The organism is Pseudocolwellia sp. G5-9, from assembly GCF_055808995.1.
On the sequence record NZ_CM147893.1, the window covers coordinates 4,148,846 to 4,174,602 of the forward strand.

22 protein-coding genes are annotated in these 25,757 nt (G+C 36.1%); 12 read left to right on the forward strand and 10 right to left on the reverse strand.

What is annotated here, in order from left to right; translation table 11 throughout:
* The first annotated feature begins 1 nt into the window (after position 1).
* The 3 genes from ftsA to lpxC all read left to right on the forward strand — a co-directional run bounded on the left by ftsA (position 2) and on the right by lpxC (position 3,542).
* Positions 2 to 1,237 carry a cell division protein FtsA gene (gene ftsA, locus AC0L5Q_RS18020; RefSeq protein ID WP_473612585.1) on the forward strand — a complete coding sequence of 412 codons (1,236 nt, stop codon included), beginning with the start codon at positions 2 to 4 and terminating at the stop codon, positions 1,235 to 1,237.
* Between the two features lie 109 nt (positions 1,238 to 1,346).
* Positions 1,347 to 2,510 (forward strand): cell division protein FtsZ, encoded by a 1,164-nt coding sequence (gene ftsZ, locus AC0L5Q_RS18025; RefSeq protein WP_473612589.1) that lies wholly within the window; start codon positions 1,347 to 1,349, stop codon positions 2,508 to 2,510.
* Positions 2,511 to 2,624: 114 nt separating this feature from the next.
* A complete protein-coding gene (lpxC, locus tag AC0L5Q_RS18030; RefSeq protein ID WP_473612593.1) occupies positions 2,625 to 3,542 on the forward strand; it encodes a UDP-3-O-acyl-N-acetylglucosamine deacetylase in 918 nt (305 codons plus the stop codon).
* Between the two features lie 140 nt (positions 3,543 to 3,682).
* Here lpxC and AC0L5Q_RS18035 read toward each other — a convergent pair whose 3' ends face one another.
* Positions 3,683 to 4,156 (reverse strand): DUF721 domain-containing protein, encoded by a 474-nt coding sequence (locus AC0L5Q_RS18035; RefSeq protein WP_473612596.1) that lies wholly within the window; start codon positions 4,154 to 4,156, stop codon positions 3,683 to 3,685.
* A gap of 78 nt (positions 4,157 to 4,234) precedes the next feature.
* Between AC0L5Q_RS18035 and AC0L5Q_RS18040 the strand changes: the two genes are divergently transcribed.
* The 3 genes from AC0L5Q_RS18040 (at position 4,235) to mutT (ending at position 8,355) form a co-directional block, all read left to right on the forward strand.
* Positions 4,235 to 5,092, forward strand: a complete 858-nt coding sequence (locus AC0L5Q_RS18040) for a M23 family metallopeptidase (protein ID WP_473612601.1) — start codon at positions 4,235 to 4,237, stop codon at positions 5,090 to 5,092.
* 97 nt (positions 5,093 to 5,189) lie between these two features.
* Positions 5,190 to 7,871, forward strand: coding sequence for a preprotein translocase subunit SecA (gene secA, locus AC0L5Q_RS18045; RefSeq protein ID WP_473612603.1), 2,682 nt, complete (start codon positions 5,190 to 5,192; stop codon positions 7,869 to 7,871).
* An 82-nt stretch (positions 7,872 to 7,953) separates the two neighbouring features.
* A complete protein-coding gene (gene mutT / locus AC0L5Q_RS18050) occupies positions 7,954 to 8,355 on the forward strand; it encodes an 8-oxo-dGTP diphosphatase MutT (RefSeq protein WP_473612607.1) in 402 nt (133 codons plus the stop codon).
* Between the two features lie 33 nt (positions 8,356 to 8,388).
* Here the strand turns inward: mutT and yacG are convergent, their stop codons facing one another.
* From yacG to AC0L5Q_RS18095, 9 genes are all read right to left on the reverse strand, one after another.
* Entirely contained in the window at positions 8,389 to 8,625 is a 237-nt protein-coding gene (yacG, locus tag AC0L5Q_RS18055) for a DNA gyrase inhibitor YacG (RefSeq protein ID WP_473612610.1), read from the reverse strand.
* 56 nt (positions 8,626 to 8,681) lie between these two features.
* Positions 8,682 to 9,428 carry a cell division protein ZapD gene (zapD, locus tag AC0L5Q_RS18060; RefSeq protein WP_473612615.1) on the reverse strand — a complete coding sequence of 249 codons (747 nt, stop codon included), beginning with the start codon at positions 9,426 to 9,428 and terminating at the stop codon, positions 8,682 to 8,684.
* A gap of 152 nt (positions 9,429 to 9,580) precedes the next feature.
* Positions 9,581 to 10,189 (reverse strand): dephospho-CoA kinase, encoded by a 609-nt coding sequence (gene coaE / locus AC0L5Q_RS18065; protein WP_473612619.1) that lies wholly within the window; start codon positions 10,187 to 10,189, stop codon positions 9,581 to 9,583.
* 33 nt (positions 10,190 to 10,222) lie between these two features.
* Positions 10,223 to 11,128, reverse strand: a complete 906-nt coding sequence (locus AC0L5Q_RS18070) for a prepilin peptidase (protein ID WP_473612623.1) — start codon at positions 11,126 to 11,128, stop codon at positions 10,223 to 10,225.
* 119 nt (positions 11,129 to 11,247) lie between these two features.
* On the reverse strand, positions 11,248 to 12,498 hold the full coding sequence (locus AC0L5Q_RS18075) for a type II secretion system F family protein (protein WP_473612627.1): 1,251 nt from the start codon (positions 12,496 to 12,498) through the stop codon (positions 11,248 to 11,250).
* 66 nt (positions 12,499 to 12,564) lie between these two features.
* A complete protein-coding gene (gene pilB / locus AC0L5Q_RS18080; RefSeq protein WP_473618334.1) occupies positions 12,565 to 14,196 on the reverse strand; it encodes a type IV-A pilus assembly ATPase PilB in 1,632 nt (543 codons plus the stop codon).
* A gap of 215 nt (positions 14,197 to 14,411) precedes the next feature.
* Positions 14,412 to 14,858 (reverse strand): pilin, encoded by a 447-nt coding sequence (locus AC0L5Q_RS18085; protein ID WP_473612630.1) that lies wholly within the window; start codon positions 14,856 to 14,858, stop codon positions 14,412 to 14,414.
* A 308-nt stretch (positions 14,859 to 15,166) separates the two neighbouring features.
* Positions 15,167 to 16,144, reverse strand: coding sequence for a carboxylating nicotinate-nucleotide diphosphorylase (gene nadC, locus AC0L5Q_RS18090; protein ID WP_473612634.1), 978 nt, complete (start codon positions 16,142 to 16,144; stop codon positions 15,167 to 15,169).
* Positions 16,145 to 16,666 carry a retropepsin-like aspartic protease family protein gene (locus tag AC0L5Q_RS18095; RefSeq protein WP_473612638.1) on the reverse strand — a complete coding sequence of 174 codons (522 nt, stop codon included), beginning with the start codon at positions 16,664 to 16,666 and terminating at the stop codon, positions 16,145 to 16,147.
* A gap of 47 nt (positions 16,667 to 16,713) precedes the next feature.
* On the opposite strand from AC0L5Q_RS18095, the gene ampD reads away from it, so the two are divergent.
* The 6 genes from ampD to lpdA all read left to right on the forward strand — a co-directional run bounded on the left by ampD (position 16,714) and on the right by lpdA (position 25,751).
* Positions 16,714 to 17,346: a 1,6-anhydro-N-acetylmuramyl-L-alanine amidase AmpD gene (gene ampD / locus AC0L5Q_RS18100; RefSeq protein ID WP_473612642.1), complete on the forward strand. Its 633-nt coding sequence runs from the start codon at positions 16,714 to 16,716 to the stop codon at positions 17,344 to 17,346.
* Positions 17,347 to 17,400: 54 nt separating this feature from the next.
* Complete coding sequence (ampE, locus tag AC0L5Q_RS18105) at positions 17,401 to 18,237, forward strand: beta-lactamase regulator AmpE (RefSeq protein ID WP_473612646.1); 837 nt, start codon at positions 17,401 to 17,403, stop codon at positions 18,235 to 18,237.
* Between the two features lie 318 nt (positions 18,238 to 18,555).
* Positions 18,556 to 19,329: a pyruvate dehydrogenase complex transcriptional repressor PdhR gene (gene pdhR, locus AC0L5Q_RS18110; RefSeq protein WP_473612650.1), complete on the forward strand. Its 774-nt coding sequence runs from the start codon at positions 18,556 to 18,558 to the stop codon at positions 19,327 to 19,329.
* A 139-nt stretch (positions 19,330 to 19,468) separates the two neighbouring features.
* Entirely contained in the window at positions 19,469 to 22,153 is a 2,685-nt protein-coding gene (aceE, locus tag AC0L5Q_RS18115; RefSeq protein ID WP_473612654.1) for a pyruvate dehydrogenase (acetyl-transferring), homodimeric type, read from the forward strand.
* Positions 22,154 to 22,179: 26 nt separating this feature from the next.
* The gene (aceF, locus tag AC0L5Q_RS18120) at positions 22,180 to 24,108 is read left to right on the forward strand and encodes a pyruvate dehydrogenase complex dihydrolipoyllysine-residue acetyltransferase (RefSeq protein WP_473612658.1); all 1,929 of its coding nucleotides are present in this window, start codon (positions 22,180 to 22,182) and stop codon (positions 24,106 to 24,108) included.
* A gap of 209 nt (positions 24,109 to 24,317) precedes the next feature.
* Positions 24,318 to 25,751, forward strand: coding sequence for a dihydrolipoyl dehydrogenase (lpdA, locus tag AC0L5Q_RS18125; RefSeq protein ID WP_473612662.1), 1,434 nt, complete (start codon positions 24,318 to 24,320; stop codon positions 25,749 to 25,751).
* Positions 25,752 to 25,757: the final 6 nt, after the last annotated feature.

Consider the following 25,757-nt stretch of genomic DNA (forward strand, 5'->3'; position numbering starts at 1 on the left):
AATGTCAAAAATAATAGATAGAAACCTCGTAGTAGGACTAGACATAGGTACTTCAAAAATATCTGTGGCTGTAGGGGAAATTACTCCAGACAAGAAGTTAAGCATTGTAGGTGTGGGTAACCAACCAGCAAGAGGCATGGATAAAGGTGGCGTAAACGACTTAAATCTTGTTATTCAGTCAATTCAACGAGCGGTTAATGAAGCTGAGTTAATGGCTGATTGTAATATTACCTCTGTGTATTTAGGCATTTCAGGTAAGCATATTAGTTGTCAAAATGAACAAGGCATGGTGCCAATTACTGATAATGAAGTTATTCAAGAAGATGTAGATAACGTTATTCATACAGCTCGTTCAGTACCAATTTCAGCAGAGCGTAGAATGCTTCATGTATTACCGCAAGAATATAGTATTGATTGCCAAGACGGCATAAAAAGCCCAATAGGTATGTCAGGTGTAAGAATGGAAGCCAAAGTTCACATTGTTACTTGTGCGAACGACATGGCTAAAAATATTGTGAAATGTGTAGAACGATGTGATTTGAAAGCTGATCAATTAATTTTTTCTGCACTAGCATCAAGTTATTCAATACTCACGGAAGATGAAAAAGAATTAGGTATTTGTGTTGTAGACATGGGCGCGGGGACTATTGATATTTCAATATTTACAGGCGGTGCATTAAGACATACCGCGGTAATACCTGTTGCTGGTAATCAAGTTACAAGTGATATCGCAAAAATATTTAGAACACCATTAAGTCATGCTGAAGATATAAAAGTGCAATACGCTTGCGCATTAAGACAAATGGTGAGTATGGAAGATAATATCGAAGTACCAAGTGTTGGTGGAAGAGCAGCACGTTCAATGTCGAGACATACATTGGCTGAAGTTGTAGAACCAAGATACCAAGAGCTTTTTGAATTAATACAAGAAGAAGTGCGTGAAGCAGGTTTAGAAGATCAAATTGCAGCAGGTTACGTATTAACGGGTGGTACTTCCAAAATGGAAGGCGTTGTTGAGTTTGCTGAAGAGGTATTTCAAATGCCTGTTAGAGTCGCTACACCTCAGGGTGTATCAGGCTTACATGAGTATGTTAATGATCCTATATATTCAACTGTTGTTGGTTTATTGCACTATGGAATGCAAGCAAACGAGCAACATGGTAACGAAATTAAAACAAGCGATGGAGTGAGATCTTTAGGGACTCGCGTCGTTGCTTGGTTTAAAGGTGAGTTCTAAAAGTAAAAAAAATGTAAATAAATGAATATTTAGCTTTATGTCTTTAATAAATCTAAATAAAATATCGTTTTGGTGGAACAAAACATTATATAAATCGGAGAATAAAAAAATGTTTGAATTAATGGAAGATCACAATCAAGAAGCAGTTATTAAAGTAATAGGTGTTGGCGGCGGCGGCGGAAATGCTGTTGAGCATATGGTGACACAAACTATAGAAGGCGTTGAGTTCATAACAGCTAACACAGACTCGCAAGCCCTTCGTAATTCATCAGCTAATGTAACTTTACAGTTAGGTACTGATGTAACAAAAGGTTTAGGCGCAGGCGCAAACCCTGAAATTGGCCGCAGAAGCGCTGAAGAAGATAGAGAAACTATCAAAGAAGCTCTTCGAGGAGCTGATATGATCTTTATTGCTGCTGGTATGGGCGGTGGTACAGGTACCGGTGCAGCTCCAGTAGTTGCTGAAATAGCCAAAGAAATGGGTATTTTAACGGTTGCTGTTGTAACAAAACCTTTCCCGTTTGAAGGGAAAAAGCGTATGAATTACGCAGATCAAGGTATTGAATTTTTAACTAAAAATGTTGATTCATTGATCACTATTCCTAATGAAAAATTATTAAAAGTATTAGGTCCAGGCACAAGTTTACTTGACGCATTTAAAGCTGCAAACAATGTATTATTAGGTGCAGTGCAAGGTATTGCGGAACTAATTACTCGTCCAGGACTCATAAACGTTGATTTCGCCGATGTTAGAACAGTAATGTCTGAAATGGGAACGGCAATGATGGGGTCTGGTACTGCATCAGGTCCAGATCGTGCTGAAGAAGCTGCTGAAGCCGCAATTTCAAGCCCATTACTTGAAGATGTAGATTTAGCCGGTGCTCGTGGTATTTTGGTTAATATTACAGCCGGTATGGATATTAGTATTGATGAATTTGAAACAGTAGGTAATGCAGTAAAAGCATTTGCTTCTGAAAATGCTACTGTTGTTGTTGGTGCAGTTATCGACCCAGAAATGACTGACGAATTACGTGTAACAGTAGTTGCTACAGGTATTGGCGCTGAGCGTAAACCAGATATTACATTGGTTAATCCAGCTCCACAGGTTGAGCAACAAGTTGTTGGCGGTGATTACGTACCTAGCCCACAAATTGATTTAAATTCAGCAGCTGTAGCAATGCCTGAAAGCAATGCTCAAGTGCAAAAAGTAGCGGCAACTGATTTAGATAACTACTTAGATATACCAGCATTTTTACGTAAACAGGCTGATTAGTTGACTCTAAAGAGTCCTACTTTGATTATATCGAGTGAATTTGCTATATTACGCGACCGCTGAAAATTAGCGTTCATGTTCAATATTAAAGAAGCGAATGGTTAAAGGCTATTTATGATAAAACAACGTACTATTAAAGACAGTGTTTCTGCTGTTGGCGTAGGCTTACACAAAGGCGAAAAGGTGCAGATAACTCTCCGTCCTGCTCCTGCCAATACCGGAATCATATTCCGTCGTGTAGACTTGTCTCCAATTGTAGACATTAAAGCAACGCCCGAAGCTGTGGGCGAAACAACTTTATGTACGTGTTTAGTTAATAAAGAAAATGTAAAGATTTCCACCGTCGAACATCTTCTTGCTGCCGTAGCCTCACTCGGTATTGATAACCTGATCATCGATGTAGATTCAGCTGAAGTGCCTATTATGGATGGGAGTTCGCTTCCATTTGTATACTTGATCCAATCTGTAGGTATAGAAACATCAAAAGTTGCTAAGCGTTTTATTCGAATTACTAAAACAATTCGTGTAGAAGAAGGCGATAAATGGGCAGAATTAAAACCTTATGAAGGTTTTCGTGTTAACTTTTCGATAGAGTTTAATCACCCTGTTATTGCTAATACCTGTCAAACCATGAGTATGGATTTATCAAGTAACACTTTTATTAAAGAAATTAGTCGCGCAAGAACGTTTGGTTTTATGCAAGATATTGACTTTCTTCGTTCTCACGATTTAGCCTTAGGCGGTAGTTTAGAGAACGCGATAGTGCTTGATGAATATCGTATGTTGAACAAAGATGATTTGAGATACGATGACGAATTTGTTAAACATAAAATATTAGATGCTATTGGTGATTTGTATATGGGCGGCACCAGTATTTTAGGTGAACTTAACGCATTTAAATCAGGGCACGCACTTAACAATCTTTTATTAAGAGAAGTGTTTAAGCAAAAAGAGTCTTGGGAATGGGTCACATTTGAAGACAATGAAAAAGCGCCTATTGAATATCAAGAACTGAATACTTCAATTTTTTAATACTTATGTATTAGTTAATATTTAAAACCAGCCTTTAGCTGGTTTTTTGTTTTAGAAAGATCACTCAAATTTGTACATAGATTGATTATTTATTCTTCGTATTAAATAGGTCAATTCATTATTGCGTTTGTTATAAAGTGTTACTTTTTTACGTGTTGGGCGAGTTTTTCTAGTTTTTCTTTTAGTCCTTTAGGTGCATTTTGGGCAATGCTACGCAATTCAGAGGCTGTTTTTTCTGAGATTGTAGATGATGTTATAACTGTTTTTTTATTCGCTTGAGGATGTGTTGGCCTTAAAATATTACGATTGGGTGATACTTTAATTTCAATTTGAGAATACTTACCTTGGGTTGCTTCAACGAGCTTTTGGTTTATTTTCATTCGTTCAAATTGAAGTCTTTGACCCCAAACGGAAGAATTAACGTTAATAACAACACTTTTATTACTAAAATTTGCGATATGCCACACCTCTTGTGGAAGGTCAGGGCAAGTTTGTCGTACAATATCTGTTAATATAGTTAAAGAGTTGGTTTTTTCAGTGATGTATGCCAAAGTGCCTCTGTTTGAATTAATCAGCGACGACATATCAGATGGGCTTTTTGATTTTCGAGCCATTTGAAAAACCTAAATAGAGATAAACCAAGAACAATGAGTTTAACACTACTATACCGTGGAAAAAATGTAAGTTTTCTAATGAAGCTAAAAAAGCTTCATTGGGTATCATTGCTTATTGTGTTTTTTTTAATATCAGGGGGAATAATTCACCTTATTTTTTCGGGTAATGCTATTCCAGAACAACCACTTTATAGTATGGCAAGTGAGCTAGAAACTCCTCACAACATACAACACACTAACCCACAGCAGCTTACTGCTTTAACTATGAAGTTAGCCGAGCTACAAAGCCAAGTATTACGTATTAATGCATTAGGTGAACGCTTAGCTGAAGCGTCAAATATTCCTGAAAAAGAGTTTAACTTTAATGAGCTTCCACCCAGCGGTGGTCCGTCTATCGAATATGAAGATATCACAGCAAAGTCTATAGCAGAATTATCAAAAGACATTTCATCTTTAGAAGATTTAATGCTTTATGAAGAAAAACAACTTAATATGCTTGAATCTTTAATGTTGGGTCACCATATTGAAAGTATGAGCTATTTATCTGGTCGGCCAATTAGAAAAGGGTGGCTTTCATCTTATTTCGGCACCAGAAAAGATCCATTTAATGGGCGACCTGCAATGCATAAAGGTGTAGACTTTGCGGGTAAAGAAAATGCAGATATTATAGCTACTGCCGCAGGCGTAGTTAGCTGGGCTGGAGAGCGCAGTGGATATGGTCATTTGATCGAATTAGATCATGGACAAGGTATGAAGACACGTTATGGTCATAATAAAGTGTTATTAGTGTCAGCAGGGGATGTAGTAACGAAAGGACAAGTGATAGCTCGAATGGGAAGTACGGGTCGTTCAACAGGGCCACATGTGCATTACGAAATATTACGTAATAACCAGCAAATAAATCCAATCAAGTTTATTTACAGAAAAGCTAAATAATAGCTCTAAGTTCTACATATTATTGAGTATATAGTTAGTAGTTTACTAATTATATTAATTTTAGGCGGAAGATTTCTTCCATAAGTGGTTTAACAAGATGTTTGTAAAGTTAATAACAAAGCTGTTTGGTAGTCGTAATGATCGATTATTAAAACAAATGAGAAAAGAAGTAGCGAAAATTAATGCATTAGAGCCGGCAATTGAAGCATTAACCGATGAAGAATTAAAAAATAAAACAGCTGAGTTTAAAGAACGTCTTGCTAATGAAGAAACCTTAGATAGCCTTTTACCAGAAGCTTTTGCTGTTGTTCGTGAAGCCAGTAAACGTGTTTTTGGTATGCGCCATTTTGACGTTCAAATGATCGGTGGTATGGTGCTTAATCAAGGTAAGATTGCCGAGATGAGAACAGGTGAGGGTAAAACCTTAACTGCAACACTACCTACTTATTTAAATGCGCTTACAGGAAAAGGCGTTCACGTAATTACTGTAAACGACTATCTTGCAAGTCGTGATGCTGATTGGAGTCGACCTTTATTTGAATTTTTAGGGATGACAGTTGGTTGTAACATTCCAGGTTTAATGCCTCAAGAAAAACAAGCGGCATACCAATCAGATGTTACTTACGGTACAAACAACGAATTTGGTTTTGATTATCTTCGCGATAACATGGCTTTTTCACCAGAAGAACGTGCTCAAAAGCCGTTACATTTTGCTATTATCGATGAAGTTGATTCCATCCTTATTGATGAAGCACGAACTCCCCTTATTATTTCTGGTCAAGCGGAAGATAATGCCGAGTTATATAAAATTATCAATACTGTAGTGCCTACCCTAGAGCAACAAGCAGAAGAAGATAAAGAAAACGAAGCAAGTACTGGCGATTTCACTATTGATGAAAAAGCTAAGCAAATTTATTTAACAGAACGTGGTCAAATACGTATTGAAGAAATTATGCAAGAAAAAGGGTTGATCCAAGAAGGTGACTCTTTATTCTCTGCAAGTAATATTACTTTGTTGCATCATGTAATGGCTGCACTTCGTGCTCATAAACTTTTCCAAAAAGATGTAGATTACATTGTTAAAGAAGGCGAAATTGTTATTGTTGACGAACATACAGGTCGTACAATGGAAGGTCGTCGTTGGTCAGAAGGTTTACATCAAGCGGTAGAAGCTAAAGAAGGTGTAGACATTCAAAATGAAAACCAAACATTAGCATCAATTACTTTCCAAAATTTCTTTAGATTATATGACAAGCTATCGGGTATGACAGGTACAGCTGATACCGAAGCTTTTGAATTTAATCATATCTATGGTCTTGAAACCGTTATTATTCCAACGAATCAGCCAATGATACGTGATGATCGTTCAGATTTAATTTATCTAACAGCAGAAGAAAAATTTGAAGCTATTTTAGAAGATATTAAAGGTTGTGTAGAACGAGGACAACCTGTACTTGTTGGTACTATTAGTATCGAAACCTCAGAGTTTTTATCAAATTTTCTTAAAAAAGCAAAAATAAAACACAAAGTTCTAAATGCTAAATTTCACGAACAAGAAGCAGAAATTGTTGCGGATGCAGGCAAAATTGGCGCAGTAACTATTGCAACTAACATGGCTGGTCGCGGTACTGATATTGTTTTAGGTGGTAACTTAAATGCCATTATTGCAAAACTAAATAATCCATCAGAAGAAGCTATTGCTAAAGCTAAAGCTGAGTGGCAAGAACAACACGAAAAAGTGTTAGCTATAGGTGGTTTACATATTATAGCAACAGAACGTCATGAATCTCGTCGTATTGATAATCAATTACGTGGTCGTGCAGGTCGTCAGGGTGATGCTGGTTCAACGCGCTTCTATCTATCAATGGAAGATGGCTTAATGCGTATTTTTGCCTCTGAGCGAATTGGTAACATGATGCGTAAGTTAGGTATGGAACATGGCGAAGCCATAGAACATCCTTGGGTTACAAAAAGTATTGAAAATGCTCAACGTAAAGTTGAAGGCAGAAACTTTGATATGCGTAAGCAGCTGTTAGAGTTTGATGATGTCGCTAACGATCAACGTAAAGTTATTTACGAACAACGTAATGAACTGATGGACGAAGCTGAAATTTCTGACGTTATTAGCGCTATTCGTGCCGATGTTGTTAATGGATTAATTGATCAGCATATACCACCACAATCCTTAGAAGAAATGTGGGATGTGGAAGGCTTAGAAGAACGTTTGAAAGGTGACTTAGCACTTGAATTGCCTATTGCACAATGGCTTAAAGAGGATAGTAAATTACACGAAGAAACCTTACGTGAAAAAATACTAGAAACTGCAAATACCGTTTATGCAGAAAAAGAAGCGGTTGTTGGCAGCGATGTTATTCGTCAATTTGAAAAAGCCGTTATGCTGCAAAGCTTAGATTCACATTGGAAAGAGCATTTAGCTGCAATGGATCATTTACGTCAAGGCATTCATTTACGTGGTTATGCACAAAAGAACCCTAAACAAGAATATAAGCGTGAATCGTTTGAGCTATTTTCAGAGCTTTTAGAGAACTTAAAATATGATGTAATAGGTATTTTAAGTAAAGTTAAAATTCAAGCTGAATCTGATGTTGAAGCGGTAGAAGAACAACACCGTAAAGCAGAAGAAACACCTAAAGAATTTACTCACGAATCTTCTAGTTCAGCTACTGAACCTCAAGAAACAAGACGAGTAGGTAGAAATGAAGCTTGTCCTTGTGGATCCGGTAAAAAATATAAACAATGTCACGGTAAATTAACTTAAGCATTGTATATAACATAAACTTAAAGCCAGTCAATAGACTGGCTTTTTTATAATATTTTTTAATTCCAAAAGAAGAATAAAAATGAAGAAAATTGTAGAAGTTGCTGTTGGTGTTATCAAACGTAATGAGCTTTATTTTATGACAAAACGTTTAGAGCACGTACACCAAGGTGGTAAATGGGAATTCCCTGGTGGGAAAGTTGAAACCAATGAATTACCAGAATATGCATTAAATCGAGAGCTTAAAGAAGAGGTCAATATTGATGTGCTCAGTAGTTGCCCATTAATCACCATCAATCATGATTATGGCGATAAGGCTGTGTCGTTAATTGTTTATCTTGTTGAAGACTTTTCAAATGAGCCTAAAGCATTAGAAGGGCAACAAGAGGGATGGTTTACTTTTGAAGAATTACTTAGTTTAGATTTACCTGAAGCAAATAAAGGGATTTTAGATGCGTTAAAAAGTATAGATCAATCTAAATAATGATAATTCTATAAGTGGTTAATTAACTTAGTATTACTCAGGTTCGACAAAAAATTTGTTATGTTGTAAAAACTCATCTTCTAAAGCATCTAACATTTCTTCAGTGATTTCTTGGTTAGGATCAATGTTTTGAGCTATTTTATGGCCTTCATCAGCCCATTCACCTAAATCAATGAGTTGACAACGTTTACTACAAAATGGTCTGTATGTGCTTTCTGGCTGCCAAATTACATCATCTTTACAGGTAGGGCATGAAACTTTAAGGGGCATAAGGAAACTCTTTAAATAAATAACTTGAGTATTATAAAATTAAATAACGCTAAGTGCTAACACTTTGCTAACTCAAAGTTCGTTGGTTGATTTAAATAGCGTCTGCCCATTTCATTACAGGGCACCACAAAACGAATGGAATACCTGAATTTGTTACCGCTTACCGTGGGATAAAAATTGGCGTTATTAGGTGTTTTTATTCTAAGAAGAAGTATATTTTCACCATTGTCTTGATAAAAACCATTATCTGTTTTTATGCATTCAAATTCACCTCTTAATCGGATGAATTTTAAAATAAGACACAAACTGTGAGTTATTGACGAAAATAAGTTGATCCACGAATTCATTTCTTCAAAAAGTAGCGATTCGTCACGACTAAGCCAAAAGTGTAATTGAGGCAAATCAAAAACACAGGTTCCGCCTTGCATAGCAAATCTTTGTTTAAGTCCCGTCAGAAATTTAATTTCTCTATAATCTAACCATTGTTGTTTAGTTTTTTTTAATTCACACAGTAAAGCAATTGTTTGTTTTAGATTATCTTCTAAAAGAGAGGTATCAATATCAGGTGCTTGCGACCAAACAACTAAATTTTGCTCAAGCTTTTCCAGTTCTTTAATGAGATCACCACGTATATCATTTCTTTCAAGCGTATCTATTATTGAAAATAGTGCATTGAAATAAGTAATATGTGAAGAACTTATATTACTAGATGAGCTCATATTTAAATGCTTGAACAATTGCTCAAGTTTTAAATAATTGCGAATACGCTCGTTTAATGGGTGTTCAAATAATACAAATGACATAACAATTAACTAGGCCTTAGAATGTCACCATCTTAGCGCTGCAAAGTTAAAATGGCTAATGTATTTCATAAAATCTTACACTTTACTGTGTTAATTGGTGCTTACGATGAAGAAAGTTATTATTTCGAGTTTAATCTATTAATACTATTGCTTTACTGTAACTTTGCTAAGTTTAAATAAGAGTTATGCAGGTGTTTAACTTGTAGGTGAACTGAGTTTAAATCAGTATTGGAATTATCAATTATATCGTCAGCCAGCTCTAGTCTTTCATTACGAGAAATTTGGCTGGCTATAATTTTTTCAATTGTAATTTTATTGCTATTATCGCGTTTTATGGTTCTTTCTATTTGTGTTGATTCATTCACATCAATAACCAAAGTACGATTTACGTATTGAGTGAGTTTGTTCTCTAATAATAAGGGAGCTACTAAAATACAGTATTCACCTTTAGTTTCTGTAATCTTAGTTAATATAGATTCACGAATAAGAGGGTGTAATAAACTATTAAGCCATTGTTTATCATTTTCAGAGCTAAAGATCTTATGGCGTAATTTTGTTCTGTCTAAAGAGCCGTCAGGTAATATGAAGTCGACACCAAAATACTCCTTTATTTTTGCTAACGCAGGTGTATTAGGTTCTACTACTTCACGTGCTATTATGTCTGCATCAATTAGTTCAACACCTAACTCATTAAACATATTAGCGATAGTGGTTTTTCCGCTACCTATACCGCCCGTTAAGCCAACAACAAATTTTTTCATAGTTTAAATCTTTATATATTGGAAAATATTTACCTATACAAGCCTACTTAAATACCAGCCCCAAATACTATTTCCCCATATCATGGTAATCCAGCCTGCAATGGCTAAATAGGGGCCAAACGGGATAGCTTGTTCGCGTTGATGGTTTTTAAATACCATTAAACTAATGCCGATAATAGCGCCAACAGCTGAAGCCATTAATATCAATAAAGGAAGTAATTGCCAGCCGAGCCAAGCACCAAATAAAGCCACTAGTTTAAAATCGCCATAACCCATACCTTCCTTACCTGTTAATAGTTTAAACAGCCAAAATACACAGTATAGACTCATATAACCGGCAACAGCACCAAGCACAGCATCCTGTAATGGCACAATTGCACCATTGATATTTACGAGTATACCTAACCAGAGAAAAGGTAGGGTAATTTGATCAGGTAGTAACATGTGATCAAAATCTATCATGGTTAAACAAATTAACGCATAAGTTAATAAAATAATGAATAATGCGGTACTGGTAACGCCATAATGAACAGCGATAACCGTACCTAAAAATGCAGTTACCAACTCAATAATGGGATATCGAGCAGATATTTTATTTTTACATTGGCTACACTTTCCCTTTAAAAGTAACCAACTTATTACGGGAATATTCTCGTAAAAACGAATTAAATGACCACAGTTAGGGCAGGTTGAATTGGGCTTAGACAGCGTTATTTCTTCTATCGCTGTTTCTTTTGTATCTGACTTATTTTCTTTTGTTTTAGGTAACTCATCTGCTAAAAATTCTCGACACTCTTTATACCATCCTTGCTCCATGATTTTAGGCAAACGATAGATAACCACATTGAGGAAGCTACCAATTAACAATGAAAATAAAGCAACAACCGCATAAAAAATCATTAAGTTATTTTCAAAAGCAAAAATTAAATCCGTAAACATTAATAACCTCAAATTAAAAATATTGTTCTAAAGTATTCTTCTAAAAAATTAAGCCATTCAAAAGAATGGCTTAAAATAAAAATTATGGGTATATGTAAGTTATTGCTAATAATTTAAAATTAAACAACCATACCTATTTGGAAAATAGGCAAGTACATCGCAATAATTAAGCCACCAATAACCACACCTAATACAGCCATAATCATAGGCTCTAATAATGCGGTTAAGTTATCTACTGCATCATCCACTTCACGTTCATATACAGTGGCTACTTTCGATAGCATATCATCAACAGCGCCAGACTCTTCGCCAATCGCCACCATTTGAATAACTAAATCAGGGAATATACTACAGTTACGCATGGCTAAATTCATTTGCATACCTGAAGTAACTTCAGAACGAATATCTAAAATTGCATCACGAAACACTGCATTACCTGAAGCTCCAGCTGCTGATTGAAGCGCGTCTGGTAAAGGCACACCTGCAGCAAAAGTAGTCGATAAAGTACGTGCATAACGGGCAACAGCGGCTTTTTTTAACATGTCACCTATTACAGGTAGTTTAAGTATTTTTTTATCAACACTATCTCTTAACTTTTGACTGTTTCTATGGGCACGTTTAAATAAGAAACCCGCTAAAAATAAAGCCCCCAAGCCAATGTACCAATAGGCTTGCATAAATTCTGATATACCAACAACAAATAAGGTAAAGGCAGGTAACTCAGCCCCGAAACTTGCAAAAATTTCCTGAAACACTGGTACAACAAAAATAAGTAAAATTGATGTAACAACTGCCGCTATTACTAAAACAGCAATAGGATAGGTCATGGCCTTTTTAATTTTAGCTTTTAAAATTTCAGCTTTTTCTTTGTAAGTTGCTATGCGATCGTAAATAGCTTCTAACGCACCTGATTGTTCACCTGAATTAACTAAATCACAATATAAACCATCAAAATATAATGGGTGTTCGCGTAAACAATCAGATAAGGGTAAACCTGATTGTAATTTGTTGCCAATATCCGCTAAAAGTTTTTGCATTTTTGCATTGCTATGGCCAGTACCGATCATTTCAATGGTTTGAACTAAAGGTACGCCTGCACCTAACATAGTGGCAATTTGTCGGGTTATAGCAGCAATATCTCCTTGCGTAATAGCTTTTTCACCACTCATGCCAAACAAAGGCTTAGGTTTTTTCTTAACTCTACCAGGAGTAATACCTTGTTTGCGTAATTGAGCTTTTAATGCCATTAAACTGGGGGCGGATAATTCGCCAGATATTTTTTTCCCTTTGCGATTAACTCCTTGCCAAATAAATACATCTAAGGCTTTTGGGGTAACCATTTTAGCTTGTTTGGTGTTTGATACTGCCATGTAAAATTACCTAATTATTTTTATGTTAAAACTGTTTTTATATTTGTTATTTATTCTATTGCTTTTTTAAGAGCTTGTGACTCGATTTATTTCTTCTAAACTGGTTATGCCATTCATGGCTTTTACTAAGCCTGACTGCCGTAGGTTATTAAAGCCTTCTTTTTGACATTGCTCTGCCACTTCTAAAGAGTTGCCACCTTCCATAATAATAGTTGCAATACTTTCTGTGATTTTAATGACTTCATATATGCCAACTCGGCCTTTATAACCACCTGTACAATGCTCACACCCTACAGCTTTGTATATTTTTACCTTAGGGAGTTGATCGGGTAAAAAACCTTGTTGTAGTAGTTCATTTTCTGGTATACGTTCTTCTACTTTACATTGTGTACATAATCGTCGAGCTAATCGTTGGGCAATAATAATACTGACAGAACTGGCAACGTTATAGGCAGGAACGCCCATGTTTAATAAACGGTTTAATGTTTCTGCAGCTGAGTTGGTATGTAATGTTGATAATACCAAATGCCCTGTTTGTGCTGCTTTTATTGCAATTTCAGCCGTCTCTAAATCACGGATCTCGCCCACCATAACAATATCGGGATCTTGACGTAAAAAAGATCGTAAAGCTCCAGGAAAGGTTAAGCCCGCTCTAACGTTAATTTGTACTTGGTTAATACCTTCTAAATTTATCTCTACTGGATCTTCTGCTGTGGAAATATTACGCTCTGGGGTATTCAATATATTTAAGCCGGTATAAAGAGAAACTGTTTTACCTGAACCGGTAGGCCCTGTAACTAAAATCATACCTTGTGGTTGGCCCAGCGCATCCATATATATTTTCTTTTGCTCATCTTCATAGCCGAGCATTTCAATGCCTAACATAGCGCTTGAAGAGTCTAAAATACGCATTACTATTTTTTCTCCCCACATAGTAGGAAGAGTACTTACACGGAAATCGATAGACTTTTTCTTAGATAAGGCTATTTTGATACGGCCATCTTGTGGTACTCGACGCTCAGCAATATCTAATTTCGACATAACTTTTAAGCGTGCAGCCATACGAGACGCGAGTTTAATACTAGGGCGAGAAACTTCTGACAAAATACCATCAATACGAAAACGAATTCTGTAAGACTTTTCGTAAGGTTCAAAATGTAAATCTGAAGCGCCTTTTTTAATCGCATCTAATAATATTTTATTAATATAAACAACGATAGGCGCATCTTCTTTATCGTTGGTTACAGGTGCATCTTCGGCATCATCTTGCACGTCCATATTAGCTAGTTCTTCAGCATCAATGTCTGATATATCTAAGCTGTCGCTTTCATCTTCTAAAACTTTATCTATACATTCATGTAAGGTGATTTCGTCTGTTAAAACAAGCTCTGTGGTATAACCCGTATTAAATTGAATTTCTTCTAAAGCATCTAAGTTAGTGGGGTCAGACATCGCAATAAATAATACTTTACCACGTAAAAATAAAGGCAAAGCATTGTGTTTTTTGATGAGGTTTTCATTACGTACACCTTCTGGAACTAAAGTAGTGTCAAAGGTTTTAAGGTCTATTAAAGGGTAACCAAAGGTACGAGAAAGTATACTGGCTATACTTTTAGCGTCGTATTGCTTATCTTCAACTAGAAAACGAATAAAAGGTTTATTTTGTTTTTCAAAATCAGTGTTAATACTTTCAACCATATTAGGAGGAACAATATCGAATTTTGATAATGCGGAAAGTAAACTGGATTGTTTATGACTACCTTTCATATGCCTTTATGTACATCAATGAGTAATATACTGAGTGTACTTATTTTTGATGTAGAAAACAAAGGATAGGTTTGAATTTAATAGTGAAATATATTAAAGATATAAAAAAAGCTCCGGAGAGGAGCTTTAAGTTTATAAATTATATATTAGCAAAGACCCTGTGCTAAACAAGTAGATGTTGATTTAACTGCCCAAGTAGTACCGCCAGCTGCTGTTATAGTAGCTTCTAATTGATAATCTGCAGTAGTACCTAAGTTTGTAGTAATAGTTATTACACCATCAGTCATGGTAGCAGCAGTAACATATTGTCCTGAAAGTGCTCCAGGATCATCAGCTGCAGGAATACCATTAGTGCCTGCATCTAAGTCAGCTACAGCAGTAATTCCTTTTGTTTGAACCGCCAAGTCAGCAGCACCTTTATAGATAGATGTTGCTAATACCGCCTCAGAGAACTTAGCCCTATCTGAGTAAGTTTTATAAGCAGGCAATGCAACTGCTGCCAAAATACCGATAATCGCTACAACGATCATCAATTCAATAAGAGTAAAACCCTTTGCTTTGTTTACGTTATTAATTTTATTTAAAGTTTTCATAGTAAAAGTTTCCATTTATTTTACGGGGTTGTTGAGCATATACTGCGACAAATTTTTACAGATGTAAAACATTCTTATTCATTTTTTTGCATTTTTTTTGTTTTTTGTTTTAATTTAGCAATTTTTTTACATTTTTTTAAAAAAGCTACTTTAATTTAACAACTTATCTCGGTAATTTATGCTAAATACAATTATATTGTATACAAGAATTCTTGTTTTTTGTTTAATAATTAAACAAAACTGTATCTGAATGTTACTTTTGTTTGTTTTTATCTCTTACTTAATTCAATAATAGTCAGTGAATACAATTATGAAAATCGCATTGATAAATCTATTGCATTAACTTGTTTAGTGAGTGCTCCTACCGAGATGAAGTCGATTCCTGATTTTGCGTAATCAGTCAGTGTGCTAAGTGTCATGTTGCCTGATACTTCTAATAGTGTTCTTTTTGCTTCCCTTTTAGTTTTCGGCGTTTCTATTCCTGAAGTGTTTAATACTGAGTTTTTCGCTGCTTGGTTACGTAATACAACAGCTTCTTCAATCATGGCATGGCTGAAGTTGTCTAACATAATAATATCGGCTTGTGCGGCTAGTGCTTGATTTAACTCGTTTATTGATTCTACTTCTACTTCTACCTTTTTATCAGGGTGGTTTTGCTGTGCTCTATTAATTGCTTGAGTGATCCCGCCACAAGCCGCTACGTGGTTTTCTTTTATTAAGAAGGCATCGAATAAACCAATACGATGGTTGTAGCCACCACCACAAGTAACCGCATATTTTTGAGCATTACGTAATCCAGGTATAGTTTTACGTGTATCTAATAATTTAGTACTGGTATTTTTTAATGCTTTTACGTATTCACTTGTGATAGTTGCTGTACCTGATAGGGTTTGTACAAAGTTTAAAGCGGTACGTTCACCTGTTAATAATGTACGAGCATAACCTGATAACTCAAATAAGGTGGTATTGGCTGATACGTGTTGTCCGTCATTTACAAACCATGTAATTGTCGTAGGTATAAATGTTAGGTTTGACTGGCTTTTAGCTAATTGTTGAGAAACAAGAGCATCTAATTGTTTAAAGACTTCGTTTACCCATGCAACACCACAAAATATACATTCTTCTCGTGTGATCACAGTCGCATGTGCTGTATCAGTTTCTGGAATTAATTCAGCGGTAATGTCTGTGCCATTATTTAAGTCTTCTTTAAGAGCAAAGGCGATCGTTTCTTTAATGTCGTTTAGAAGTTGTGGGGTTATGTTTGTTGATAATTGAGATGCTTGCATTTATTTTTGTTCTCGTAATATTAGTGTTTTGCCACTTTGATGAAGTTCTAGCTGTTTTAATGCGCTCATGCCTAAAAGGATTTCATCACTGTTAAATGAAGGGTTAATATTAGCTTCTACATTATATAAGCTAATATCACCAATATTTAACTCGTTAATTTTTGAACGGTACACTTGCGTATTACCATTAGCCGTAGATACTTGATAGCTATTATAACGTGGTAAGTTTAATTTTTCTGCTATATGTTCAGGAATAGAGACGTCAGTTGCTCCCGTATCAAGTAAAAAAATAACAGATTGTTGATTTATTTTACCTACTGTTAAGTAATGTCCTTGTTTATTTCTTTTAAGATGAACTTCGTTTAAGCCATTATCTAATAAATAACTGTCGGGTGAACTATTCGGATTTTGTTGCTTTTCGAGTATTTCTTGAAATAAAAACACAAGTAAACCAATGGCTATTACCCATGCAATCCAACCAAAATATTTTCCTATTTTGTTTGTTGTATCTTCTTCAGTCATAATACTCAATATTGTTTTAGTATATTTTACATAGAGACAGATATTGTATGACTAATGATTCGGTTAGCCAATTAAATGAAGGATCTTTTCTTAATAAAAGAGATAAAAAGATTATTATAGATAATGGATGGTTTAACCGTGAGGTTAATGGTATCAATCATTTTCCTTCTCCACACTTTACTCCGAGAGAAGATAACTGTGCTGTAAGCTTGTTGGTAGTGCATAATATTTCTTTACCGCCTAATCAGTTTGGTGGAGATTACATAACGGATTTTTTTCTTGGTAAATTAGATAAAAATGCTCATCCTTATTTTGAAACTATTTATGAAATGAAAGTTTCTGCTCATTGTTTAATTAAAAGAGACGGGAGTTTAGTACAATACGTTTCTTTTTTAGATAAGGCATGGCATGCAGGAATTTCTTCTTATAAAGGAAGAGAAAAGTGTAATGACTATTCTATTGGAATTGAGCTAGAAGGTGCAGATGATATTATTTATACTGAGCAACAATATCAAACACTAGCATTAGCGTGTTTTTCAATTCAACAAGAATACCCTGAAATTAATGATAATATAGCTGGGCACAATCAAATAGCACCAGACAGAAAAACAGATCCAGGCGAAGCATTTAATTGGAAGCATTTTTTTCGTTGTTTAAAAGTGTATAGTGATGCCAATTAATCCCCATTCTATTTAAATTATAAAAATAGTTAATTAACAAAAAAGGTTGATTGTATGAGTTTAATCAGTTTATTAATTGCGTTGTTGTCTGAACGCTACTTATCAAACAAGTGGTGGCAATTTAATACCTATTATAAGCGCTACAGCAAACTTGCTTTAAATGAAACAGGGGCTGATTCAAAAGATAAGTCTCCCATTGCTTTATTGTTGTTTTTATTGGTACCTACTGTGCTTTGTTATATAGCATTAGATCAATTGAATAATGATTTTTTATATTTAATCGCTTCAACCGCTATTTTAATTATTTGTTTTGGTTGTTTAGATACTCGTTCTATATATAAGCGTTATTTGGTGGCTGCTTTTCGTGGTGAAACAACAACGTGTGATCTTATTCATAAAGAGTTACTACAAAATAAACAGTTACCAGAAATGGGCTTTGGACAAGCTTTGGTTTGGCTAAATTATCGATACTTTATAGCCATAATGCTCTTTTTTGTTATTTTTGGAGCACCAGGCGCTTTGTTCTATCGACTATTAACGAGCATAAATGAGCGTTGCGTTACCGTAAATGATGAGCAAGAAGAACCCAACGTGTGTGTATCTAATCAATTACTTTTTATTATTGATTGGCTACCCGTAAGAATAATCGCCTTAGGTTATATGTTAGTAGGGCACTTTTCTAAAGCGATACCTATATGGTTAGGAAATTTGTTTGATCTTAAAATGCCATCGTATGAAGTATTAGTTTCAGTAGCTCAAAAATCTGAAGACTTTATGGTTGATTCTCAAGATTGTACAGCTGAGCCTTGTACTTTAGTGAGGCTAGCCAAAAGAACCTTGTTATTATGTTTAGCTTTTATTTCTATTTTAATATTAACGGGAGTGCTTTAGTGGTTGTTGTTTTATTACATTTGCTATCCATCCTTGATAATTAAAGCAGAATAAAATATCTATTAAGTTTATAAAGCTTATAGATACTTATGCTTCATAAGTTGTTGTTATATTTATTTTTGTTTAATAAAGTTGATTGATTTTAAACAAGCGTTTTAAGTTTTGACTCTAAAGTTTTCCTTGGAAAATGAGATAAATTAAACTATGTTACGTTTACAAAACTTCAAGGTTTTGTTATTTTTACAACAAAATTCTATTGGTAATACCAATTTACCAAGCTTGATTTGAAGTTTGTTTAGGTTGTAGGGGTAATGAAAAATGTCGTTTGGCAGCGTAAAAAAAGCAGTTAAGCAGCCGAAGTTATCAGATGTTATTCAAGAGCAATTGGAAACAATGATCCTTGAAGGAAGTTTACAGCCTGGTGAGAAGTTGTTACCTGAACGTGAACTCGCTAAGCAATTTGATGTATCGCGTCCTTCATTAAGAGAGGCGATACAAAAGCTAGAGGCAAAAAAATTAGTTACAAGAAAACAAGGGGGCGGAACCTTTGTTAGTCATACTATTTTGTCTGGCTTGTCAGACCCATTGTTTGAGCTAATGTCACAAAGTAATGAGTCGCAATTTGATTTGTTAGAGTTTAGGCATGGTATAGAGGGAATGGCTGCATATTATGCTGCAATGCGTGGAACACAAGCTGATTTTGATGAAATTCAAAGAAAGCATGACAATATTGGCAATATTCAGCTAGAAGATAGTTACTATCTTGAAGCTAACGCAGTATTTGATTTTTATATGGCAATTTGTGCAGCTTCTCATAATGCAATTATTTTGCATTTAGCTAGAAGCATGAGAGCTTTGCTGGTTGATAATATAGAACAGAATTTAACAATGATGGCTAAGCGGCCAGATGTTTTTTCTCAGATAACGGATTACCGAAAAAACTTGTTAGAGGCTATTATGAGTGGAAAGCCCCAACGTGCTTGGGGAGCTAGTCATAGCCATTTAGCGTTTATTGAAGAAGTTTTATTGAAACTGACACAGGAAAATAGTCGGGTTGAACGTTCAATGAGACGAATGCAACGCAAAATATAGATGTAACATCTATACATTATTATTAAAGGTTAACTACCTTTAATTGTTTAGGTAATTTTTAAGTAAATTTTAATATTTAACTTTAATCCCAAAGCCACATTATAAAGTGGCTTTAATAACATTTGGAGACAAAGTAATTATGTCTGAGCTCCCGAAAATTGATATTGATTCGTCAGAAACGCAAGAATGGTTAGAATCAATGGAGTCTGTTTTAGAAAATGAAGGGCCAGAGCGTGCTCATTTTCTATTAGAAAAATTAATTGATAGTGCACGCCGTAGCGGTACACATTTACCATTTGATGCTAAAACAGCATACGTAAACACTATTCCTCCAGGCCAAGAGCCTCATATGCCTGCAGACCAAACCATTGAGTCGCGTATTCGTGCAGCAATTCGTTGGAATGCTTTAGTACTGGTATTACGTGCTTCAAAGAAAGATTTAGACTTAGGTGGTCATATCGGTAGTTTTGCTTCTTCAGCAACACTTTACGATGTAGGTTTTAACCACTTTTTTAAAGCCGCTTCAGAAAAAGACGGTGGCGATTTTATTTTTGCTCAAGGTCATATTTCTCCAGGTATATACAGCCGTGCATTTTTAGAAGGTCGTTTAACTGAGAAACAAATGAATAACTTCCGTCAAGAATGTGATGGCGAAGGTTTATCATCTTACCCTCATCCTCATTTGATGAAAGATTTCTGGCAGTTCCCTACAGTTTCTATGGGCTTAGGTCCATTACAAGCTATCTATACTGCACGTTTCTTAAAATATCTTACTGATCGTGGAATTAAAGATTGTTCAGGCCAACGTGTTTATTGTTACTTAGGTGACGGTGAAACTGATGAGCCAGAATCATTAGGTGCTATTGGTTTAGCGTCTCGTGAAGGTTTAGATAACTTATGTTTCGTTATCAACTGTAATTTACAGCGTTTAGACGGACCAGTACGCGGTAACGGAAAAATCATTCAAGAACTTGAAGGTACATTCCGTGGCGCAGGTTGGGAAGTTGTTAAAGTTATTTGGGGTTCATACTGGGATGCATTAATCGCCCGTGATACTTCAGGTAAACTTTTACAATTGATGAGTGAAACAGTAGATGGTGAATACCAAAACTGTAAAGCGAAAGGTGGTAAGTACACTCGCGAAAACTTCTTCAATAAATACCCAGAAACAGCAGCATTAGTAGCTAATATGTCTGATGCTGATATTTACCGCTTAAACCGTGGTGGACATGATCCTGTTAAAGTTTACGCAGCTTACAAAAAAGCAATGGAAACTAAAGGTCGTCCCACTGTTATTCTTGCTAAAACTGTTAAAGGTTTTGGTTTAGGTGCATCAGGTGAAGCGCAAAACGTTGCACATAACGTTAAGAAAATGGATGTTGAATCTATTAAGAGATATCGCGATCGTTTCAATATGCCTATCGCTGATGATCAAATTGAAGATTTACCATTCTACAAATTCCCAGAAGATAGCCCTGAATACTTGTACATGAAAGCGCGTCGTGAAGCCTTAGGTGGTTCATTACCTGCACGTCGTGAACAAGCTGAAGAACAATTAGAAATGCCTGGATTGAAAATATTCGACGCTATTTTAAAAGGTTCTGGTGAACGTGAAGTTTCATCAACAATGACGTTTGTTCGCGTATTAAATGCTGTTTTAAAAGATAAGAAGATTGGTAAGCGCGTTGTTCCAATTATACCTGATGAAGCACGTACTTTCGGTATGGAAGGTTTATTCCGCCAAGTGGGTATTTACGCAAATGAAGGACAAAAATATGTTCCTCAAGATGCTGATCAAGTTGCTTATTACCGTGAAGACAAGAAAGGCCAAGTATTACAAGAAGGTATCAACGAACTAGGTGCTATGGCATCTTGGGTTGCTTCTGGTACGTCTTACTCTACTTGTAACGCGACAACTATTCCGTTTTATATCTACTACTCAATGTTTGGTTTCCAACGTGTTGGTGATTTAGCATGGGCAGCTGGCGATAGCCAAGCACGTGGTTTCTTATTAGGTGCTACTGCTGGTCGTACAACCCTTAACGGTGAAGGTCTACAGCATCAAGATGGACATTCACATGTTCAAGCTAACTTGATTCCTAACTGTGTTACTTACGATCCAACATACGGTTATGAAGTTGCTGTTATTGTTCAAGACGGTTTACGTCGCATGTATGGTGAAAACGAGAATGTTTTCTACTACATGACATTAATGAATGAAAACTATCAACATCCAGCAATGCCTGAAGGTGCTGAGGGCGAGCAAGTTGCAAAAGATATCATTAAAGGTATTTATAAATTAGAAACCGTTGCTGCTAAAAAATCTGCCGCAAACGTTCAATTATTAGGTTCGGGTACTATTTTATTACAAGTGCGTGAAGCTGCTCAAATTCTTGCTAAAGACTATAACGTTTCGAGTGATGTGTATTCAGTGACATCTTTCAACGAATTAGCTCGTGAAGGTCAAGAAGTTACACGTTGGAATATGCTTAACCCTGAAGCAGTACAAAAAACTGCTCACATTGGTACTGTAATCACTAAAGCCGCAGGTCCTGCTATTGCTGCAACCGATTATGTTAAATCATATTCAGATCAAATTCGTGCCTTTATCGATACAGATTACCGCTGTTTAGGTACTGATGGTTTTGGTCGTTCAGACAGCCGTGCTAACTTACGTACTCACTTTGAAGTGAATGCTGGTTATGTTGTTGTTGCTTCATTATATGAATTAGCTAACCGTGGTGAAGTTGAGAAGAGTGTTGTTACTGAAGCGATTAAACGCTTTAACATTAACACAGATAAACTTAACCCACTTTACGCTTAATTTAGACTAGAGAAGGAATCAAAGATATGTCTGATATTCAAAAAATTCTAGTCCCTGATGTTGGTGGCGAAGAAGTTGAAATTATCGAGATTTGTGTTGCTGTTGGCGACACATTAGAAGCTGATGAAGGTATTGTAACGGTTGAAACTGATAAAGCTTCAATGGATATTCCAGCACCTTTTGCTGGAGTACTATCAAGTCTTTCAGTATCAGTTGGCGACAAAATTAAAGAAGGCGATGTAATTGGTGAATTAAAAGCGTCAGGTGCAGAGGCTTCGGCTGAAGCTCCTGTTGCTTCAAGCGCAAGTGAAGTTATTGATGTAGCCGTACCTGATATTGGTGAAGATGGTGAAGTTGATGTTATTGACGTACTTGTCGCTGTTGGCGATGTAATTGAAGCTGAAGATGGTTTAATTACTTTAGAAACTGATAAAGCAACAATGGACGTACCGTCAACACATGCGGGTACAGTTAAAGAAGTTTACATTTCCAATGGCGACAAAGTTAAACAAGGTACGCTTGTTATTAAACTAGAAACTTCTGGTGGTTCTGTTGTTGCTGAAACTGCACCTGTAGCTGAAGCAGCGCCTGTTGCATCGGCTCCAGTAGCACAAGCTGCTGCACCGGTTGCCACTGAAAGCGCAATTATTGATATTGTTGTGCCAGATATTGGTGAAGATGGTGAAGTAGACATTATTGATGTACTTGTTGCTGTTGGGGATGAAATCAATGAAGAAGATGGCTTAATTACATTAGAAACAGATAAAGCAACAATGGACGTACCTTCATCACATGCAGGTACGGTTAAAGAAGTTTTAGTTGCTGTTGGCGGTAAGGTTAAAAAAGGCTCTTTAGTTATCAAGCTAGAAACTAGCAGTGGAGCACCAATTGCTTCAGCTGAAGCCTCACCAGCTGAAGCTCCTGCAGTAACAAGTGCTGTAGTTCAAGCGCCTGTTGAAGCTCCTGCTGCTACTAAGTCAGCACCTGTTCCACATCATCCTCAAGCTGGCACATATAAAGCGACAGGGGCAATTTATACGTCACCTTCAATTCGCCGTGTTGCTCGTGAATTTGGTGTTGATTTAACATTAGTTAAAGGGACTGGTCGTAAAGGGCGCATTCTTAAAGAAGATGTTCAATCGTATGTTAAATATGAATTGTCTCGTCCTAAAGCGAATGCTGGTAGCTCTGTTGCAAGTGGTGAAGGTGGTTTACAAGTTGTTAGTGCTAAAACTATTGATTTCTCTAAATTTGGTGAAATTGAAACAAAAGCCTTAACACGTATTCAGAAAATTTCTGGACCATTCTTACATCGTAACTGGGTAACCATTCCGCATGTTACTCAATTTGATGAAGCTGATATTACAAATGTTGAAGCATTCCGCAAAGAACAAAATGTTGTTTGTGAAAAGCAAAAGCTTGGTTTTAAAATTACACCACTTGTGTTTATTTTAAAAGCGGCAGCAGATGCTTTACGTGCCTACCCAACATTTAACTCTAGCTTAAGTGAAGATGGCGAAAGCTTAATTCTTAAGAAATACATCCACATTGGTGTTGCTGTAGATACGCCAAACGGATTGGTAGTTCCTGTTGTTCGTGATGTTGATAAAAAAGGTATTTACGAATTATCTCGTGAGCTTTTAGAAATCAGTGTTAAAGCACGTGAAGGTAAACTTAAAGCAGCAGACATGCAGGGCGGTTGTTTTACTATTTCTAGTTTAGGTGGTATTGGCGGTACAGCATTTACTCCAATTGTTAATGCACCAGAAGTCGCTATTTTAGGTGTTTCTAAATCAGAAATGAAACCTAAGTGGAACGGAAAAGACTTTGAGCCTAAGTTAATGTTGCCATTGTCTATGTCTTATGACCATCGCGTAATTGACGGTGCTCTTGCTGCAAGATTCACTGTGCATTTAGCAGGTGTAATGTCAGACATTAGAAAGCTTGTTTTATAAGTAATACACTCTATTGTTGATTTGGTTCGGCAACATAACTTAACAGTAATACCCACTGAAAGTTTTTATGTTGCCGACATTATCAGTATAAAAGATAGAGATTTTGGTCAAGTTTAAGTAGACTTCTTGCCAGAATAATAAAAAACATTCTTGATTGTGCTTGTTTATTAATTAGCACAATGAATATTCATACGTAAATTGAGGTTAGCATGAGCAACGAAATTAAAACTCAAGTAGTAGTTTTAGGAGCAGGCCCTGGTGGTTATTCAGCAGCATTCCGCGCTGCCGATTTAGGTTTAGATGTAGTATTAGTTGAAAGTCGTGAAACACTTGGCGGTGTTTGTTTGAATGTTGGTTGTATTCCATCAAAAGCATTATTACACGTAGCTAAAGTTATTGATGATGCTGCAGCAATGGCATCTCACGGTGTAACTTTTGGCAAACCAGAAATTGATTTAGATAAAATTCGCGGTTGGAAAGAAAGCGTAATCGGCCAATTAACAGGTGGTTTAGGCGGAATGGCTAAAGCACGTAAAGTAAATACTGTTTACGGTTACGGTAAATTTACAAGTGATAAAACTATCGCTGTTGAAGGCTCTGACGGCAAAGTAACAACAATTACATTCGACAATGCAATTATTGCTGCGGGTTCTTCAGTGGTTGACTTACCTTTTATACCGACAGAAGATCCTCGTGTTATCGATTCTACAGGCGCTTTAGAACTTAAAGATGTGCCAGAAGAGTTGTTAGTATTAGGTGGTGGTATTATCGGTTTAGAAATGGGTACAGTATATAAAGCGTTAGGTTCTAACGTTTCTGTAGTTGAATTTGCAGACCAACTTGTACCTGCTGCTGATAAAGACATCGTTAAAATTTACACTAACTACAACAAAGCTAAATTCAACATTATGTTGTCTACTAAAGTTGTTGCAGTTGATGCGAAAGACGATGGCTTATATGTAACATTTGAAGGTAAGAACGCTCCTGAAGGTCAGGTTCGTTACGACAAAATTTTAGTTGCTGTTGGCCGTAAGCCAAATGGCCACTTAGTTGATGCTGATAAAGCTGGTGTAAATGTTGATGAGCGTGGTTTTATCAATGTAACTAACGAATTACGTACTAACGTAAATCACATCTTCGCAATTGGTGACGTAGTTGGTCAACCTATGCTTGCTCACAAAGCTGTTCATGAAGCACATTGTGCAGCTGAAGTTATATCAGGTAAAAAACACACGTTCGAACCTCGTTGTATCCCTTCAATCGCTTATACTGACCCAGAAATGGCTTGGGTTGGCGTTACTGAGCGTGAAGCTAAAGAACAAGGTTTAAACATTGAAGTGGCTAACTTTCCTTGGGCCGCTTCTGGTCGTGCAATAGCTTCTGCACGTACTGAAGGTAAAACTAAGATGATCTTTGAAAAAGAAACAGGTCGTGTTCTTGGTGGTGCTATTGTAGGTATTAACGCTGGCGAAATGCTAGGTGAAGTTTGTTTAGCGGTTGAAATGGGCGCTGATGCTGAAGATGTTGGTTTAACTATTCATGCTCACCCAACGTTAAACGAATCAATTGGTTTAGCGGCTGAAATCTTTGAAGGTTCAATCACAGATTTACCTAATGCAAAAGCTGTAAAGAAAAAGAAATAATTACTC